Here is a 16,589-nt window from a genome sequence, read left to right as displayed (position 1 = left end):
ATAAATGAACAACTCCCCTTCTTACATATGCTTTTTTAATTCAGTAGCTTCCTTTGCTGCAAGAGGAAGGAAATACTTATAAGCTTTTACTCCACCCCAAATATTGTATGCTCCAAGGGCGATAAAAATAGCTCCAATGATATACACTACAGTGGATTGAGAAATCATGATACGATTCATTCCAAAGGATGCAATAAATAGTCCTAGAGCAATATTGCTTTTTGCGGAAATCCATTTCTTTTCTGCCGGGCGGTTGGAACGAAAGAATTGGATTTTATAAAAGATATAAAACATAATAGATACTACAATGATAATGACAAAAATAGGCATATCATTCCTCCAAGCTTCGACATTCTTCCATTATTCTACCTTGTATATAAAATAATTTCTACTTTTTCTCTTTTTGTGTTAAAAAGAGAGTATTAGGAAAAAAGGAGATTAGCAATGAAAGATCAAATAATTGAAACGATTAAACAGTACGATACCATTATTATCCATCGACATGTTCGTCCAGATCCGGATGCGTATGGGTCACAAGGGGGACTGGCAGAAGTTTTAAAGGCTTCTTTCCCGGACAAAACGATTTACACAGTTGGACAAGAGGAGCGGTCTTTACAATATTTGAGAAGGCTTGATGAAATAAGTGATGATACATATAATGGGGCTCTAGTTATTGTGACAGATACCGCTAATCAAGAGCGTATTTGTGACCAAAGATACCTCTCTGGAGACAAATTGATCAAAATAGACCATCATCCAAACGAGGATCCATACGGAGATATTGTCTGGGTTGATACGACTTCTAGCTCAACAAGTGAAATGATTTATGAACTTTATTTGTATGGTCAAGAAAAGGGCTTACAAATGTCAGATCAAGCAGCTAGATTATTGTATGCAGGAATTGTTGGAGATACGGGGAGATTTCTTTACCCAAGTACGAATGATCGAACATTCCAATATGCTGGCGAGTTGATAAAATATAATTTCTCTCGTACAGAAGTTTATGACGGAATGTACGAACTACCAATGAATGTTGTTAAGTTGAATGGCTATGTCCTTCAAAATTTTGAAATGAACGAAAATGGTGTTGCATCCATGATCCTTCCAAAGGAACTGCTTGCTAAATACGATGTAAGAGCAGCAGATGCCTCTCTTCTTGTAAGTGCTCTAGGAAGTGTACAAGGAATTAAAGCATGGGCTTTCTTTATTGAGGAAAATGATCAAATTCGGGTTCGCCTTCGTTCAAAAGGTCCGGTTATTAATGGCATTGCAAAGAAATATAAAGGTGGAGGCCATCCTCTCGCAGCTGGAGCCTCCATCTATTCATGGGATGAAGTACCACATGTCATGAAAGATATTGAAGAAGTTTGTAAGTAAAAGAAGGGGTAGGAACTTAGTTTTGTTCCTACCCTAATTATTGGCTAATTGCATCTCAAGTTGAATGGATAAAGTAGTATAAAACACAATTTCCTTTACTTTTAATTGGTATCTTTTATCATTTATCTTGTGTGTTCGATTTTCAATGACCTTTTTAACCCAATCACTACTTTTATAAGCAGTATCTATATCCATCTTTAATAATGGATTGATATCCTCTTTAATGGCTTCTTCCACCTCATAAATGCTAAAGGAATCTAATTCGTATTTTTGATTCACTATAATTTTAATTTTAATATCTTGGACGATGAGAAGTTCTTCGTTTTTCTTATTTAGTTCACGGTAATCATTTTGCCAAATATTCTTTTCTTTTTCTAAATCCTTTATACGTTCTTCTTGCTGTTTCAGCTCTTTTGAGTAGGTTTCTTGCCAATCTCCGTAAATATAAAGAAATACACACCAACTGATTACTCCACCTAACGCCATTCCTGCAATAAACTGCTGGACAGCACGAAGTCGGTAGAAAGGCGGGATTCTCATATTAAATATGCTCCTGAGTTAACCAGTTAATGATCGTTGCTCCCGTTTGTGCACCACCCATAGCAGTAAGAATGAGCAGGAATTGTTTAAAGATATCCTTCGTACCTCCATCTAAGAAACCTTTTTCAAAGCTATAAACCGTGTCAAATGTTCCGCCTATCGCAGCAATAATTGCCCAAATCCGTATCGAAGTAGATATTCGGTAAATTTCCGTTAGCATTGGTTTTCCGGTCAAGAATGCAGATAGCCCACCGATGAGTGCCCCGCCTAATAAAACACCTAGAGCTATAAAATAGGCATCTATTAAAATCGATATATACGGTTGTTCGCTCACAACAATCATCCTCACAATATATAAGTATTGATACATCATATGGACAAACTTAAAAAAATATGAGCTATCATGAAGCGAACATATTTTCTTTTTTTCGTCTATGCCCATATAATAAAAGAAGAATGAAGCAGTTAGGGTGTGATATATATGTCTTTTGTTCACCTTCAAGTGCAAAGTGCGTTTAGTTTATTATCAAGCACAGCTTCCGTTGAACAATTGGTAAAGGGAGCAAAAGAAAAGGGATTTACGATGCTCGCATTAACTGATTATAATGTCATGCATGGTGCAGTTACCTTTTATAAGCAATGCTTAAAGCATGAGATGAAACCGATCATTGGGCTTACAGTGGATGTTCAAAGTGAAATAATTTCCAATAGGGCGTACCCGCTTGTACTTTTAGCAAAAAATCAAGTGGGTTTCCAAAACTTAATGAAAATTTCTAGTGTTGTACAAACGAAGTCAAAGGAAGGTATTCCATTAAAATGGCTTAGACATTACGCAACGGGATTATTTGCGATTTCTCCTGGCCGTGAGGGAGAAATCGAATCGTATTTAATAGAGAATAACGAAGAACAAGCAGAAAAATGTGTGGAGTTATATAAACATATATTTGGAGAAGATAGCTTTTATCTGTCCTTACAAAATCATAACGTTCCTGCTGAAACAAGTCTTTTAAACAAAGTGGTTGCTCTAGGGAACTCTCATTCGGTACCAACAGTCGTTACAAATAATGTTAGATATTTACAACAATCTGATTCATTTGCCCATGAGTGTTTGTTAGCCATAAAGAATGGGGAGAAGTTACAGGATGATGACAGGGAACGTTTGGAGACAGACCAATATTATTTAAAAACGAGCTCAGAGATGGTTGAACTTTTTACAGATTTCCCTGAAGCGTTAGAAAATACTTGGCGAATTGCTGAAGAATGTAATGTTATGGTTGAGCTACATAAGCAAAAGCTTCCTAAGTACCCAACACCAGAGGGTGAAACCGCAGAAGGATTGTTAGAAAAGCTTTGCATGAAAGGACTTACTGAAAGGTACAGCCATGTAACCGATTCACACACAGATCGGTTACGATACGAATTAAGCGTAATAAAGAAAATGAAATTTGCTGATTACTTTTTAATTGTTTGGGATTTTATGAGGTTTTCACGTGATCAGGATATATTAACGGGTCCAGGTAGAGGTTCGGCAGCAGGATCATTGGTGTCATATGTGTTGTACATTACGGATGTAGACCCGTTAAAATACGATTTGTTATTTGAAAGGTTTTTAAATCCAGAACGTATCACAATGCCTGATATCGATATCGATTTTCCAGATCATCGCCGCGATGAGGTGATAGAGTATGTTGCTAACAAGTACGGAGAAGCACATGTGGCTCAAATCGTTACTTTTGGTACGTTGGCAGCGAAAGCGGCCCTTCGTGATGTTGGAAGAGCCTTTGGATTGAATACAAAGGAGCTTGAAGGTCTGTCAAGAACGGTACCTTCGCAACTGGGAATTTCATTAAAAGACGCCTACGCTCAGTCGGAAAGGCTCCGTGCATTTGTCAATGAATCTTCTACAAACCAAAGACTGTTTGAGACAGCAGTAAAGTTAGAGGGGCTTCCAAGGCACACTTCCACCCATGCAGCTGGGGTAGTCATTTCTGAAGAACCTCTAGTTAACACGGTCCCCATAAGTGAGGGCAGTCAATCTGTATATCTAACTCAGTATGCGATGGATGATCTGGAAGAGGTTGGACTATTAAAAATGGATTTTCTGGGCTTAAGGAATTTAACTCTCATAGAATCTATTATTGATGTGATAAAAAAGAGAGCAAGGATCAATCTCGATATAAAAACGATCCCTTTGGATGATCAGGATACGTATTCCATGTTAAGCCGTGGAGAAACGACGGGTGTGTTTCAATTAGAGTCTGAAGGGATGAGAAACGTATTAAAACGGTTAAAGCCAACAAATTTTGAAGATATAGTTGCGGTAAATGCTTTATATCGTCCCGGACCTATGGAAAATATTCCGATGTTTATTGATAGAAAGCATGGGAAAGAACATATCTCATATTTGCATGAAGATTTAAAGCCAATTCTTGAAAATACGTATGGAATCATCGTGTATCAAGAACAAATCATGCAAATTGCTTCAACGATGGCGGGCTTTAGCTTAGGTGAGGCTGACTTATTGAGGAGAGCGGTTGGAAAAAAGAAAAAAGAAATTCTTGATAAAGAAAGACAGCATTTCGTTGAAGGAGCAATCACAAAAGGGTATGAGACAAGCATTGCCAATGAGGTATATGATCTTATCGTAAAATTTGCAAACTATGGATTTAACAGGAGCCATGCGGTTGCATATAGTGTAATTGCGTATCAACTTGCATACCTAAAAGCGAAATATCCTGTGTATTTTATGGCGGCCTTATTATCCTCAAGTATAGGGAATGAATCAAAAATTGCTCAATATATAAAAGAATGTCGAGAAATGGGTATTCAAATTTTGCCGCCATCCATTAACAAAAGCGGCTATACCTTCTTAGTGGAAAATCATGCGATTCGATATAGTCTTACAGCCATAAAGGGGATAGGTGTTGCTGCTTTAAAAGGCTTGTTCACTGCTAGAAAGAGCAAGAAATTTACGGACCTCTTTGATTTTTGTATTCGAGTGTCAGCTAAATCGGTGAACCGCAAGGCATTAGAATCGCTCATCCATTCCGGTAGCTTTGATGAATTCGGAGAAGACCGTGCCGTACTGTTGGCTAGCCTTGACGTTGCTTTAGATCATGCACAGTTGGTAAATCCGGATGACGCTCAGCAAGGGGATTTATTTTCAGATGATGAATTTTTCCTGAAACCAAAGTATGTAAACGTTGATCCGATAAGAGCTGAAGATAAACTAAGACAGGAAAAAGAGGCACTAGGCTTATATCTTTCGGACCATCCCGTTTCGATCTATGAGAGAGAAGCAAAGTTGGAACAAGCAATGGCGATTTCCACCATTTCGAACGAAGGAAGAAATGTAAGGGTTTTGGTCTATATTACTGAAATGAAGAAAATCCGTACAAAAAAGGGAGAAACCATGGCTTTCTTGACTGTATCGGATCAAAGTGGTGATATGGAGGCGGTTGTGTTTCCTACTGTTCTTAAAAGATATTCGATTCTCTTACAACAAGGAAATATTGTGATTTTTGACGGGAAGATCGAAGAACGAAATGGAGGAAAGCAACTCATTATATCATCGGCCAAGGAAGTAGTTAAAAACGAAGAAGCGGTGGAAGGTAAAAACGTACTATACCTAAAAATACAAAAGCATCAAGAACAAGGTGAATTCTTGCACACATTAAAGAAATTGTTAAACAGATATAGTGGAGGAACACCTGTTATTCTTTACTACGAAGAAACTAGGAAAAGTATCAGGCTTGGTAAAGAGGATTATGTACAACCCACAACGGTACTCTTAAGTGAAATCCAATCGCTCCTAGGTTCAGATAATGTCATTTTGAAATAATTAGCCTTTACATCCTTTTGTATTATGTTATATTGTTGTATTGTTGTAAGTATACGTGGTCTGACCACTAAATGGGGATGGAGAAAAGAAAGTTATTTTAACTAAGGGGTGGAATGCATTTTGACTTTACGTGAAGAAGCATTACATATGCACAGAGTAAACAAGGGTAAGCTCGAGTCAAAATCAAAAGTTCAAGTTAGGAATGCAAATGATCTAAGCCTTGCCTATTCGCCAGGAGTGGCCGAGCCTTGTAAAGAAATTTATGACAAGCCTGAAACGGTCTATGATTATACGATGAAAGGGAATATGGTTGCTGTTGTTTCTGATGGAACAGCTGTCCTTGGACTAGGAAACATCGGTCCAGAAGCGGCACTTCCGGTAATGGAAGGAAAGGCTGTTTTGTTCAAAAGCTTTGCAGGAGTTGATGCATTTCCAATCTGCTTAGGTACAACCGACGTCGAAAAAATTATTGAGACCGTCAAGTTATTAGAACCAACATTCGGGGGAATAAACCTTGAAGACATTGCTGCTCCTAATTGCTTTGTGATTGAGGAGAGGCTAAAAAAGGAAACAAATATACCTGTATTTCATGATGATCAGCACGGTACAGCAATCGTTACAGTTGCTGGCTTAGTGAATGCGTTAAAGCTAGTTGGCAAATCGATGAATGAAATCAAAGTTGTAGCTAACGGAGCTGGTGCAGCAGGGATTGCTATTATGAAACTTCTATATACCTATGGTGTACGGGATATTATTATGTGTGACACTAAAGGGGCTATATATGAAGGTAGACCGTTTGGAATGAACGACATTAAAAATGAAATAGCTAAATATACAAATCGTAATCAAGAAACAGGTAGTCTTGCAGACGCATTAAAAGGGGCAGATGTGTTTATTGGAGTATCCGTTGCTGGTGCTTTAACGGGTGAAATGATTCAAACAATGAATGAGGATCCAATTATTTTCGCTATGGCGAATCCAACACCGGAAATCATGCCTGAAGAAGCAAAAAAAGCTGGGGCGAAGGTTATCGGAACAGGACGTTCTGACTTCCCAAACCAAGTAAATAATGTACTAGCTTTCCCTGGAATCTTCAGAGGTGCTTTAGACGTAAGAGCCACTCATATAAATGAAAAAATGAAGGTGGCAGCGGTAGAAGCAATTGCTAGTCTTGTTACAGAAGATGAGCTAAGCGCTGATTACGTTATTCCGGCACCATTTGATTCGAGAGTAGCGCCTGAGGTAGCAGCAGCAGTTGCGAAGGCAGCTATGGAAACAGGTGTAGCCAGAATGAAGGTTGACCCGCTGGAGATTAAGGCGAGAACTAGCCAGCTTTCCGTTATTGGAAAGAGCGAGTGATCTTAAAGTGAGTATTGAACCAGTGGAACGAGGCTCAAAGGTTTATCTAGAAATTGTTAAACAGCTTCGCAATATGATTGAACAAGATGGCTTAACACCGGGTGATAAAATTCCATCAGAGCGAGAACTTTGTGAGCGTCTTAATGTAGGACGCTCCTCTGTTCGTGAGGCTTTAAGAGCTTTAGAGCTTTTAGGACTTATTGAGACCCGTCGAGGAGAAGGTACCTTTATAAGAGATTTTCGCAGTAACCAGCTTGTGCAGCTTCTTGGTACATTTGTGCTTCAAGATACAAAAGCAAAACAAGATGTGATTGAAACGAAATATTTAATCGAATTAGATTGTTTAAGACTTATTCTCCGAAGAAATAATGAAAAGCAACTAGAACATTTAAAAGATTGGATCGAAACTTGTGAGTTTACAGACGATCAATTTTTTATAAAAATTGTTGAGCTAGCAGATAATCATCTATTCTATCGTATTTGGTCGATATTAAATGATTATTACGATGCACTAAAGCTTCCGAAGATGGAGAGAAAGGATCCGTTCTACTCCGCAATCGTTCAAGCCTTACTAGGTGGAAATGAGGCGGATGTTCTTCGGGCCTACTATTCACTACGAAAACTGTCGAATGACTAACGACAAATATCTGCAGAATTTTCTGTGACATTATACTAACATGATAAAAAGAACTAGACGAGCCTTCGAATAATAAGGCATTATTTTTCGTTATAGTGGTCTGACCACTGAGATTATTAGAAATATATGGGGAGGTTTAAGCTTGCCGATTAAAGACTTATTTACAAAATCAAAGAAGAAAAAATATGCAACAATACCAACCGAAGCTGCAAAGCAAGATGTCCCAGAAGGGATAATGACCAAGTGTCCAAGCTGTAAGAAAATCATGTATTCCAAGGAGCTAATGAAGAATCTTAAGGTTTGTGCTCACTGTGGATACCATCACCCGATGAATTCAAAAGAGAGGCTGAATAGCTTCGTTGACGAAGGAAGCTTCGTTGAGCTTGATCGATATATGATTTCTGAGAACCCGCTTGGATTCCCCGATTATATAGAAAAGCTTGAAAAAGATCGTCAGAAAACAAATTTAAATGAAGCTGTTGTTACAGGTGTGTGTAAGGTGGAAGGAAATGACGCGGTTGTTGCCGTGATGGATTCTACTTTTAGAATGGGAAGCATGGGCTCTGTAGTTGGTGAGAAGATTACGAGAGCGATTGAAAAAGCAGGTGAGCTATCGATTCCATTCATCATTTTTACTGCATCAGGTGGAGCAAGGATGCAAGAGGGAGTATTGAGCTTAATGCAGATGGCCAAAACGAGTGTTGCGCTTAAAAAGTTTAGCGACGAAGGGAATCTCATCATATCGATCATGACACACCCAACTACAGGTGGAGTTTCTGCTAGCTTTGCTTCTCTTGGTGACTATAATTTCGCTGAACCAGGTGCTTTAATTGGATTTGCGGGAAGAAGAATTATTGAACAAACCATCAGAGAAGAGCTTCCTGAGGATTTTCAAACAGCAGAATTTCTTTTAAAGCATGGTCAGCTAGATGCGGTTATTTCCAGAGGTGACTTGAGGGAGAAAATTTCAACATTGCTTGATATTCATACGCCTGGAGGTGAAATAGAATGGTTGGAGAACTAGAATTCGAAAAACCAGTCGTTGAGCTGAAAAAGAAAATTGCAGAATTAAAAGAATTTACTGCGAGTGCTGACGTGGATTTGTCAGATGAAATTGAAAAGCTTGAGGCAAGACTTCAAAAGCTTGAAAAAGATATTTATAACAATATGAAGCCATGGGATAGAGTGCAAATTGCGAGACATCCTGCAAGGCCAACTACTCTTGACTATTTATCCATTATCTTTTCTGATTTCATTGAATGTCATGGGGACCGCTTTTTTGGAGATGACGAAGCCATTGTAGCAGGAGTAGCAAAATTCCAAGGGTTGCCTGTTACTATTATTGGTCATCAGCGAGGGAAAGATACGAAGGAAAATATCCGCAGAAATTTTGGCATGCCACATCCTGAAGGGTACCGTAAAGCATTGAGACTTATGAAGCAAGCGGAGAAATTCAATCGTCCGATCATTTGCTTTATAGATACAAAGGGGGCGTATCCTGGGAAAGCTGCGGAAGAAAGAGGTCAGAGCGAAGCGATTGCGAGAAACCTTTTTGAAATGGCAAGCTTAACCGTACCTATTGTTTGTATTGTCATTGGAGAAGGTGGAAGTGGTGGAGCTCTAGCTCTTGGTGTGGGTGATCATATCCATATGCTTGAAAACTCAACGTATTCAGTGATTTCCCCTGAAGGAGCTGCAGCTATTCTGTGGAAGGATGCCTCTCTTGCGAAACAAGCAGCGGAAACGATGAAAATCACTGCACCAGACTTAAAGGAACTTGGAGTAATTGATGAAATTATTTCTGAGGTTCGAGGTGGAGCACATAAAGACGTAAATGCTCAAGCCGAAAGCATTAGGGAGACGATCCAAAAGTCTTTAAAGCAGTTGTTACAACTAAATGAAGATGAACTACTTGCATTAAGATATGAAAAATACAAGAACATGGGTAAATATACATTTTTGCACGAATATATAGGTGTAAATGGATGAGTGTGTTTCGACACACTCTTTCTTATTTTTTAAGCGAGAATTCCAATTAAATGACAGTAAAAATAGAATTATGAACTTTTTTAGAAAAAAACGAGCGTATTAAGCGCTTTCAATAAAAAAACTATTTCGTCTATTGATTTTATGTTTATGATAGAGTTGAGAACATTGTTTCTTCATGGTATTTTAGAAATATTCCCGGGTATTCTGTAAATAATAGTAGTGCATCACATGTCGTATTATTCATCTTCTAACTATACATAATACTTCAACAATCCAATACAGAGGTGATTTGCATTGAAAAGAATCGGTGTGTTAACAAGTGGTGGAGATTCACCAGGTATGAACGCAGCTGTACGTGCGGTCGTTCGTAAGGCAATTTTTCATGATATGGAAGTCTATGGTGTATATAATGGCTACTCAGGCTTAATTAACGGAAATATCAAGAAATTAGAGCTAGGTTCTGTTGGTGATATTATTCATCGTGGAGGAACCATGCTTTATTCTGCTCGTTGTGAGGAGTTTAAAACAAAAGAAGGTCAGCAAAAAGGAATTGAGCAATTAAAGAAATTTGGTATTGAAGGCTTAGTTGTCGTTGGTGGCGATGGTTCCTACAGAGGTGCAAAAGCATTAACAGAGCAAGGTTTCCCTTGTATTGGTGTGCCAGGAACAATTGATAATGATATACCAGGTACAGATTATACAATTGGATTTGATACTGCTCTAAATACAGTTATTGATGCAGTTGACAAAATTCGTGATACGGCGACATCGCATGATCGAGCTTTTATCATTGAAGTTATGGGTCGAGATGCAGGCGATATTGCTCTTTGGGCTGGTTTAGCAGGAGGAGCCGAAACAATCATTATTCCAGAAGTTGGGTATGACATGGATGAGATTGCAGCTCGTTTGAGAAGTGGTCATGAGCGTGGCAAAAAACACAGTATCATCATTGTTGCTGAGGGTGTTTGTAGCGGTAATGAATTCAGTAAGAAAATCAAGGATGCAACCGACCTTGACACTCGTGTGTCTGTATTAGGACATATTCAACGTGGTGGGTCTCCTACTGCAGCAGATAGAGTACTTGCTAGTCGTCTAGGGGCATTTGCAGTTGAGTTATTGTTACAAGGCAAGGGTGGAAGAGCAGTAGGTATTGAAAAGAATGAGCTCGTTGACCACGATATCATTGAAATTCTAACTAGAAAGCATACGGTAAATCAAAGTATGTTCAACTTGTCAAAAGAGCTATCCATTTAACGTTTTTAAAATATTAGGAGGTCCAAAAGTGTATGCGTAAAACGAAAATTGTTTGTACTATAGGCCCAGCAAGTGAAAGCGTAGAAAAATTAACACAGTTGATTGAGGCTGGGATGAATGTTGCTCGTCTAAACTTCTCTCACGGTGACCATGAAGAACACGGTGCTCGTATTAGAAATATCCGTGAAGCTGCAAAGAAAACAGGAAAAACGGTTGCTATTCTTTTAGATACAAAAGGTCCAGAAATTCGTACAAATAATATGGTAGATGGTGCAATTGAGTTAGTTGCAGGAAACCATGTGATTGTTTCTATGACTGAGGTAGAAGGAACGGTCGATAAATTCTCGATTACATATCCTGGATTAATTGATGATGTACACGAAGGATCAAAAATTTTACTAGATGACGGTTTAATTGGCTTGGAAGTAACTAAGATTGACCGTAATGCTGGAGAAATTTATACGAAAATTTTAAATACGGGAACACTTAAAAATAAAAAAGGTGTAAACGTACCAGGTGTTTCTGTAAATCTGCCAGGTATAACAGAAAAGGATGCAAACGATATTATTTTTGGTATCGAGCAAGGAATTGATTTTATTGCTGCTTCCTTTGTACGTCGTGCATCAGATGTATTAGAAATTCGCCGTTTATTAGAGGAACATAATGCAACACATATCCACATTATTCCTAAAATTGAAAATCAAGAAGGTGTTGATAAAATCGACGAAATTCTTGAAATCTCTGACGGGTTAATGGTTGCACGTGGTGACCTTGGAGTAGAAATTCCTGCAGAAGAGGTACCTCTTGTTCAAAAAAGCTTAATTAAAAAATGTAACGCACAAGGGAAGCCAGTTATTACGGCTACTCAAATGCTTGATTCTATGCAACGTAACCCTCGTCCAACAAGAGCGGAAGCAAGTGACGTAGCAAATGCTATCTTTGATGGAACAGACGCTATTATGCTTTCAGGGGAAACTGCTGCTGGTGTGTATCCTGTAGAAGCGGTTCAAACAATGCATAATATTGCATCTCGTGCAGAATCTGCATTAGATCATAAAGAAATCTTATCTAACCGTAGCAAAGACAATGAACATAATATTACAGATGCAATTGGACAATCTGTTGCACACACAGCATTAAATCTGGGTGCTAATGCGATCATTGCTCCTACGGAAAGTGGTCATACGGCTAGAATGATCTCCAAATACCGTCCAAAAGCTCCAATCGTGGCTGTTACATCTGATGACGGTGTATCTCGTCGCTTATCACTAGCTTGGGGTGTGTATCCTCAAATCGGAAAACAAGCCACTACTACTGATGAAATGCTTGATACAGCAGTAGAGGAAAGCTTAAACAGTGGTATCGTTTCTCGCGGAGATTTAGTAGTAATTACTGCTGGAGCGGTAAATGTTAAAGGTACAACAAACTTAATGAAAATCCATGTTGTTGGTGACGTAGTATTAAAAGCTCAAGGAATTGGAAGAAAAACAGCTTTTGGTAAAGTTGTGATTGCTAACTCAGCGAAAGAAGCATTAGAAAAAGTAACAGAAGGTTCTATCCTTGTTACGATTGGCTCAGATGCTGATATGGTTCCAGCAATTGAGAAATGCCGTGCGTTAGTTACGGAAGAAGGTGGCTTAACAAGCCATGCTGCAGTAGTAGGACTTAGCCTTGGAATTCCAGTAATTGTAGGCGCTGAAGGTGCAACTGCTAGCTTAAAGGATGGACAAGAAATTACAATTGACGCTTCACATGGTGTCATTTATAACGGTCACGCAAGCGTTCTGTAAAAGAAAAGAAGAGAAGAAGTAGCCTAATAGCTGCTTCTTTTTTGCTGTTTGTAAGGAATACACATATAATTAAAGGACAACTAGGAGGCGATTATTTTGCGTTATATCGTTTTACTTTTAATTATTATACCGGCAGCAGAAATCGGTCTTTTGCTATTATCAGGTAAAACCATTGGTATCTGGACCACCATAACCCTTATCATTCTAACCGGCTTGCTTGGTGCCTACCTAGCAAAGCAACAAGGACTAGACACGATTAGAAAGGCTCAACATCTCCTACAATCAGGTCAAATGCCTGGCGATGTACTATTGGACGGAGTTTGTATTATTATAGGAGGTACGCTCCTATTAACTCCAGGTTTTATAACGGATGCAACGGGTTTCCTATTACTAGCACCTCCAACAAGAAAATTCTTCAAAATCATACTCAGCAAAGCATTCCAAAATTGGATGAATAAAGGAAGAATTAAGATTATTAAATAAGAAAAGTCCATTCTCAGGAGAATGGACTTTTATGCTTCTTTCCCCTTAATAAAGGACCAAACATCTTTAAATACATTTGCTCGGTGCAGGGTTGTGATGATGACTAGGGTAACAGGTCCTGCAATTAGCCCTAAAAAGCCAATTAATTTAAACCCAACAAATAACGCAATTAATGTTGCAAGAGGATCAAGACCTATGTTTGAAGATAATACTTTTGGCTCCATGACCTGTCGTTGGACAAGCACAATGATATATAAAACTCCTAAACCAATTGCTATACTCATCTCTCCAGCAATTGCCTCATAAATAATCCACGGAACAAACACAGCACCTGTTCCTAAGTAAGGAATAATATCGACTAATCCTGTTACAAGTGCGATGGTAATCGCATAATCTACACGTAATATCAAAAGCCCAATAAGGATGATCACAGTTGTAATAGAAATTAAAGTTAGTTGAGCTTTTATAAAGCCGAATAGTGCTTTTTTTAAGTCTTCAAGTACCCTCTTTGTGCTACTTTTTGCACGGTTTGGAATGATCTTATTGCTAAACCGTGACAGGCGATACCAATCTTTACTAATGAAAAAAGTTGCCAACAAGGAGAATATGACTACGGTTGCAGCATTTGGAAACCAAGATAGGATATTAGGAATATTTCCAAAGAAGCTTTGTACAAAATCTCCAATCGTAGATCCAATTGTTCTTCCTACATTTTGTATATTAGTTAAGATAGTGTCCTGCTGACCAGTATCTAATGAATTAAATAAGCTTGTTAATTGGTTATAGAGAGGAATAATCTGACCAGCGATAAAGTCCTCAATAAAATTAATAAGAGTATCTAAATGTCTTGGAACGACATCAGCTAAATAGTCTGCACCAGACACAATTTCTGCAATTAATAGAGTAATGAATCCTGCAAATAAAGCAAAAATAAAGATAATCCCTATTAAAACAGCAAGTGCTCTAGGTAACCGACCTTTGCTTTCTAAAAAATTTACAAATGGATTTAGCATAAAAGCAATTAAAAGGCCGATGATAAAAGGGTATGTAACCTTTGAAATTTGGATTAGGATAAAAGCGGATAAAAGTACACTAACAATTACGATCATAAAGCGCATAGTTCTAAATAAATAGGTGAGATTCAGATTAATCGTCCTCCTAATAGTAGAATGAATGGTAGACTTGCTTACTCTTTATTTTACCTACGTATGAAGATTATGGAAAGTTTTGTTTATGGAGAATAATGTTTTACTTATTTTTCGACAAATCTAGTGACTTTTCAGCAAGGAGGTTCGATTGTTTATTTGCTGAGTTTTCCTATGGTAAAATAACGTCTATATGAAGGAGGCCTTGAGATTGCTAACACAAGCTAGCTTATTTTTGCTCATTTTATTACTAATTGGTTTGATCGCAAAAAACCAATCTTTAATAATTGCCGTTGGGGTACTATTGTTACTTAAAATAATTGGTGTGGATTCAAAAATATTTTCTTATATTCAATCAAAAGGAATTAACTGGGGAGTAACGGTAATCACTTTCGCCGTATTAGCTCCTATTGCAAGTGGTGAAATAGGTTTTAAAGACCTAACGGCTGCCTTTAAATCGCCATATGCATGGATTGCTTTAATATCTGGGATGGCGGTAGCGTTAATAGCCAAAGGTGGCATAACACTTTTAGCAAAGGATCCCCACATTACCACCGCTCTTGTGCTGGGAACGATCTTAGCTGTTTCTCTTTTTAAGGGTGTAGCTGTAGGACCTTTAATTGGTGCGGGTATCGCGTATTTAGCAATGAAATTTTTTGAACTCTTCTAAAAGGTGATAAGTATTATGAATTACTAGGCTTAAGTTTTTCTAATAAAATATTAATTTTTTCACATTTTAGGCGGTTTTCGTTCACAAATGTCAGATAATTGTTTATAATAGGACTTGTAAGCGCATCCTTTTTATGGGTGTGAAAAAATTTATAGTCTTATAGTTATCTATAATGTTAATATTTTAATAACTCAGAGAGTTTAGAAGGGTTAGCGAATCACTTTGTAAAGGAGAGGGTCAATATGACAGCAACACGTGGTCTTGAAGGGGTAGTAGCTACGACTTCCTCTGTAAGTTCAATCATTGATGATACACTAACATACGTAGGGTACGATATTGATGATTTAGCAGAGAATGCCAGCTTTGAAGAAGTAATCTATCTTCTTTGGCATAGAAGACTTCCTACACAGCAAGAACTAGCAGAGTTAAAAAGCCAATTGTCGGTAAATGCAGAGCTACCAAAACAAGTGCTTGAGCATTTTAAGTTATATCCAATTAATGAAGTACACCCAATGGCTGCACTTCGAACGGCTGTTTCGCTATTAGGCTTGTATGATGAAGAAAGCGATGTAATGGAAGAGCAAGCAAACTATCGCAAGGCAGTTCGTCTTCAAGCTAAGATGCCTGCAATTGTGACAGCATTTGCGCGTATTCGAAAAGGGTTGGAGCCAATTCCACCTAGAACAGACTTAAGCTTTGCAGCTAATTTCCTTTATATGCTTTCAGGAAAAGAGCCAGAGCCAATTGCAGTGGAAGCCTTTAACAAGGCACTTGTCCTTCATGCAGATCATGAATTAAATGCATCTACATTCACAGCACGTGTATGTGTAGCAACTTTATCGGATGTATACTCTGGTGTAACATCAGCTATTGGAGCATTAAAAGGTCCTTTACATGGTGGAGCAAATGAAGCTGTAATGAAGATGTTAACTGAGATTGGAACCTTAGAGAATGTTGATACTTATGTTCGTGGCAAATTAGCGAACAAGGAAAAAATCATGGGCTTTGGTCACCGTGTCTACAGAAAAGGAGACCCTCGTGCAAAACACTTAAAGCTTATGGCAGAGAAACTTACTAACTTAACAGGCGAACCACATTGGTTTGAAATGTCTACAAAAATTGAAAACATTGTAACCGGTGAAAAGAATCTTCCACCAAATGTAGACTTCTACTCTGCTTCTGTATATCATAGCTTAGGAATTGACCACGATTTATTTACTCCAATCTTTGCAGTAAGCCGCGTTTCGGGTTGGTTAGCTCATATTCTTGAACAATATGAAAATAATCGATTGATTCGTCCAAGAGCAGATTATACTGGTCCTGGAATGCAAAAATATGTAGCGGTTGAGCAAAGAGGATAAAATTAAATAGAATACAGCATTTTACTTTTAGCTAAAATATTGCTGTAATAGAGAGGAGAGGTTAGAGGCATTTGGCTCTAACCTTTGATTCTGATGATGCCCGCTATGGATAGAAATCTTTTATACATATTGATTGACCTTAA

The 16,589-nt window shown here is 38.1% G+C and carries 15 protein-coding genes; 11 read left to right on the top strand and 4 right to left on the bottom strand.

Annotated elements, in window-relative coordinates; translation table 11 throughout:
- Positions 1-21: 21 nt before the first annotated feature.
- Positions 22-330, bottom strand: a complete 309-nt coding sequence (locus ACGLXV_RS02455) for a YtpI family protein (RefSeq protein ID WP_391557344.1) — start codon at positions 328-330, stop codon at positions 22-24.
- Positions 331-444: 114 nt separating this feature from the next.
- On the opposite strand from ACGLXV_RS02455, the gene ACGLXV_RS02450 reads away from it, so the two are divergent.
- Positions 445-1,377: a DHH family phosphoesterase gene (locus ACGLXV_RS02450; protein ID WP_119709375.1), complete on the top strand. Its 933-nt coding sequence runs from the start codon at positions 445-447 to the stop codon at positions 1,375-1,377.
- A 33-nt stretch (positions 1,378-1,410) separates the two neighbouring features.
- On the opposite strand, the gene ytrI is transcribed toward ACGLXV_RS02450, so the two are convergent.
- Positions 1,411-1,917 (bottom strand): sporulation membrane protein YtrI, encoded by a 507-nt coding sequence (gene ytrI, locus ACGLXV_RS02445; RefSeq protein WP_391557343.1) that lies wholly within the window; start codon positions 1,915-1,917, stop codon positions 1,411-1,413.
- A gap of 1 nt (position 1,918) precedes the next feature.
- A complete protein-coding gene (ytrH, locus tag ACGLXV_RS02440) occupies positions 1,919-2,260 on the bottom strand; it encodes a sporulation membrane protein YtrH (RefSeq protein WP_160546715.1) in 342 nt (113 codons plus the stop codon).
- Positions 2,261-2,398: 138 nt separating this feature from the next.
- On the opposite strand from ytrH, the gene dnaE reads away from it, so the two are divergent.
- The 8 genes from dnaE to ACGLXV_RS02400 all read left to right on the top strand — a co-directional run bounded on the left by dnaE (position 2,399) and on the right by ACGLXV_RS02400 (position 13,270).
- Positions 2,399-5,758 carry a DNA polymerase III subunit alpha gene (dnaE, locus tag ACGLXV_RS02435; protein ID WP_391557342.1) on the top strand — a complete coding sequence of 1,120 codons (3,360 nt, stop codon included), beginning with the start codon at positions 2,399-2,401 and terminating at the stop codon, positions 5,756-5,758.
- A 120-nt stretch (positions 5,759-5,878) separates the two neighbouring features.
- Positions 5,879-7,117, top strand: a complete 1,239-nt coding sequence (gene ystJ, locus ACGLXV_RS02430) for an NADP-dependent malic enzyme (protein WP_119709372.1) — start codon at positions 5,879-5,881, stop codon at positions 7,115-7,117.
- Positions 7,118-7,190: 73 nt separating this feature from the next.
- On the top strand, positions 7,191-7,754 hold the full coding sequence (locus ACGLXV_RS02425) for a FadR/GntR family transcriptional regulator (RefSeq protein WP_391557372.1): 564 nt from the start codon (positions 7,191-7,193) through the stop codon (positions 7,752-7,754).
- A 142-nt stretch (positions 7,755-7,896) separates the two neighbouring features.
- Positions 7,897-8,778, top strand: a complete 882-nt coding sequence (accD, locus tag ACGLXV_RS02420; RefSeq protein ID WP_119709371.1) for an acetyl-CoA carboxylase, carboxyltransferase subunit beta — start codon at positions 7,897-7,899, stop codon at positions 8,776-8,778.
- Positions 8,763-9,743, top strand: coding sequence for an acetyl-CoA carboxylase carboxyl transferase subunit alpha (gene accA / locus ACGLXV_RS02415; protein WP_391557341.1), 981 nt, complete (start codon positions 8,763-8,765; stop codon positions 9,741-9,743). The genes accD and accA overlap by 16 nt, the downstream gene beginning before the upstream one ends.
- A 294-nt stretch (positions 9,744-10,037) precedes the next feature.
- Positions 10,038-10,997 (top strand): 6-phosphofructokinase, encoded by a 960-nt coding sequence (gene pfkA / locus ACGLXV_RS02410; RefSeq protein ID WP_119709369.1) that lies wholly within the window; start codon positions 10,038-10,040, stop codon positions 10,995-10,997.
- Positions 10,998-11,029: 32 nt separating this feature from the next.
- Positions 11,030-12,787: a pyruvate kinase gene (gene pyk / locus ACGLXV_RS02405; protein ID WP_391557340.1), complete on the top strand. Its 1,758-nt coding sequence runs from the start codon at positions 11,030-11,032 to the stop codon at positions 12,785-12,787.
- Positions 12,788-12,883: 96 nt separating this feature from the next.
- Positions 12,884-13,270 carry an FxsA family protein gene (locus ACGLXV_RS02400; protein WP_391557339.1) on the top strand — a complete coding sequence of 129 codons (387 nt, stop codon included), beginning with the start codon at positions 12,884-12,886 and terminating at the stop codon, positions 13,268-13,270.
- Positions 13,271-13,299: 29 nt separating this feature from the next.
- Here ACGLXV_RS02400 and ytvI read toward each other — a convergent pair whose 3' ends face one another.
- Positions 13,300-14,379, bottom strand: coding sequence for a sporulation integral membrane protein YtvI (gene ytvI / locus ACGLXV_RS02395; RefSeq protein ID WP_391557338.1), 1,080 nt, complete (start codon positions 14,377-14,379; stop codon positions 13,300-13,302).
- 247 nt (positions 14,380-14,626) lie between these two features.
- Between ytvI and ACGLXV_RS02390 the strand changes: the two genes are divergently transcribed.
- A complete protein-coding gene (locus tag ACGLXV_RS02390; RefSeq protein ID WP_391557337.1) occupies positions 14,627-15,085 on the top strand; it encodes a DUF441 domain-containing protein in 459 nt (152 codons plus the stop codon).
- Between the two features lie 242 nt (positions 15,086-15,327).
- Positions 15,328-16,446, top strand: a complete 1,119-nt coding sequence (gene citZ, locus ACGLXV_RS02385) for a citrate synthase (protein WP_119709364.1) — start codon at positions 15,328-15,330, stop codon at positions 16,444-16,446.
- The last annotated feature ends 143 nt before the right edge of the window (positions 16,447-16,589 follow it).

This window comes from Robertmurraya sp. (assembly GCF_036676585.1).
In the GTDB taxonomy this organism is placed as follows: domain Bacteria; phylum Bacillota; class Bacilli; order Bacillales; family Cytobacillaceae; genus Robertmurraya_A.
This window is presented reverse-complemented; position numbering and strand designations above follow the sequence as displayed.

Excerpts from the sequence above, each read along its gene's own strand:
- citZ (WP_119709364.1), top strand. The coding sequence starts at position 15,328 with ATGACAGCAACACGTGGTCTTGAAGGGGTAGTAGCTACGACTTCCTCT.
- dnaE (WP_391557342.1), top strand. The coding sequence starts at position 2,399 with ATGTCTTTTGTTCACCTTCAAGTGCAAAGTGCGTTTAGTTTATTATCA.
- pyk (WP_391557340.1), top strand. The coding sequence starts at position 11,030 with ATGCGTAAAACGAAAATTGTTTGTACTATAGGCCCAGCAAGTGAAAGC.
- ytrI (WP_391557343.1), bottom strand. The coding sequence starts at position 1,917 with ATGAGAATCCCGCCTTTCTACCGACTTCGTGCTGTCCAGCAGTTTATT.
- ytrH (WP_160546715.1), bottom strand. The coding sequence starts at position 2,260 with ATGATTGTTGTGAGCGAACAACCGTATATATCGATTTTAATAGATGCC.
- ACGLXV_RS02455 (WP_391557344.1), bottom strand. The coding sequence starts at position 330 with ATGCCTATTTTTGTCATTATCATTGTAGTATCTATTATGTTTTATATC.
- ytvI (WP_391557338.1), bottom strand. The coding sequence starts at position 14,379 with ATGATCGTAATTGTTAGTGTACTTTTATCCGCTTTTATCCTAATCCAA.
- ACGLXV_RS02425 (WP_391557372.1), top strand. The coding sequence starts at position 7,191 with ATGATTGAACAAGATGGCTTAACACCGGGTGATAAAATTCCATCAGAG.
- ACGLXV_RS02450 (WP_119709375.1), top strand. The coding sequence starts at position 445 with ATGAAAGATCAAATAATTGAAACGATTAAACAGTACGATACCATTATT.
- accA (WP_391557341.1), top strand. The coding sequence starts at position 8,763 with ATGGTTGGAGAACTAGAATTCGAAAAACCAGTCGTTGAGCTGAAAAAG.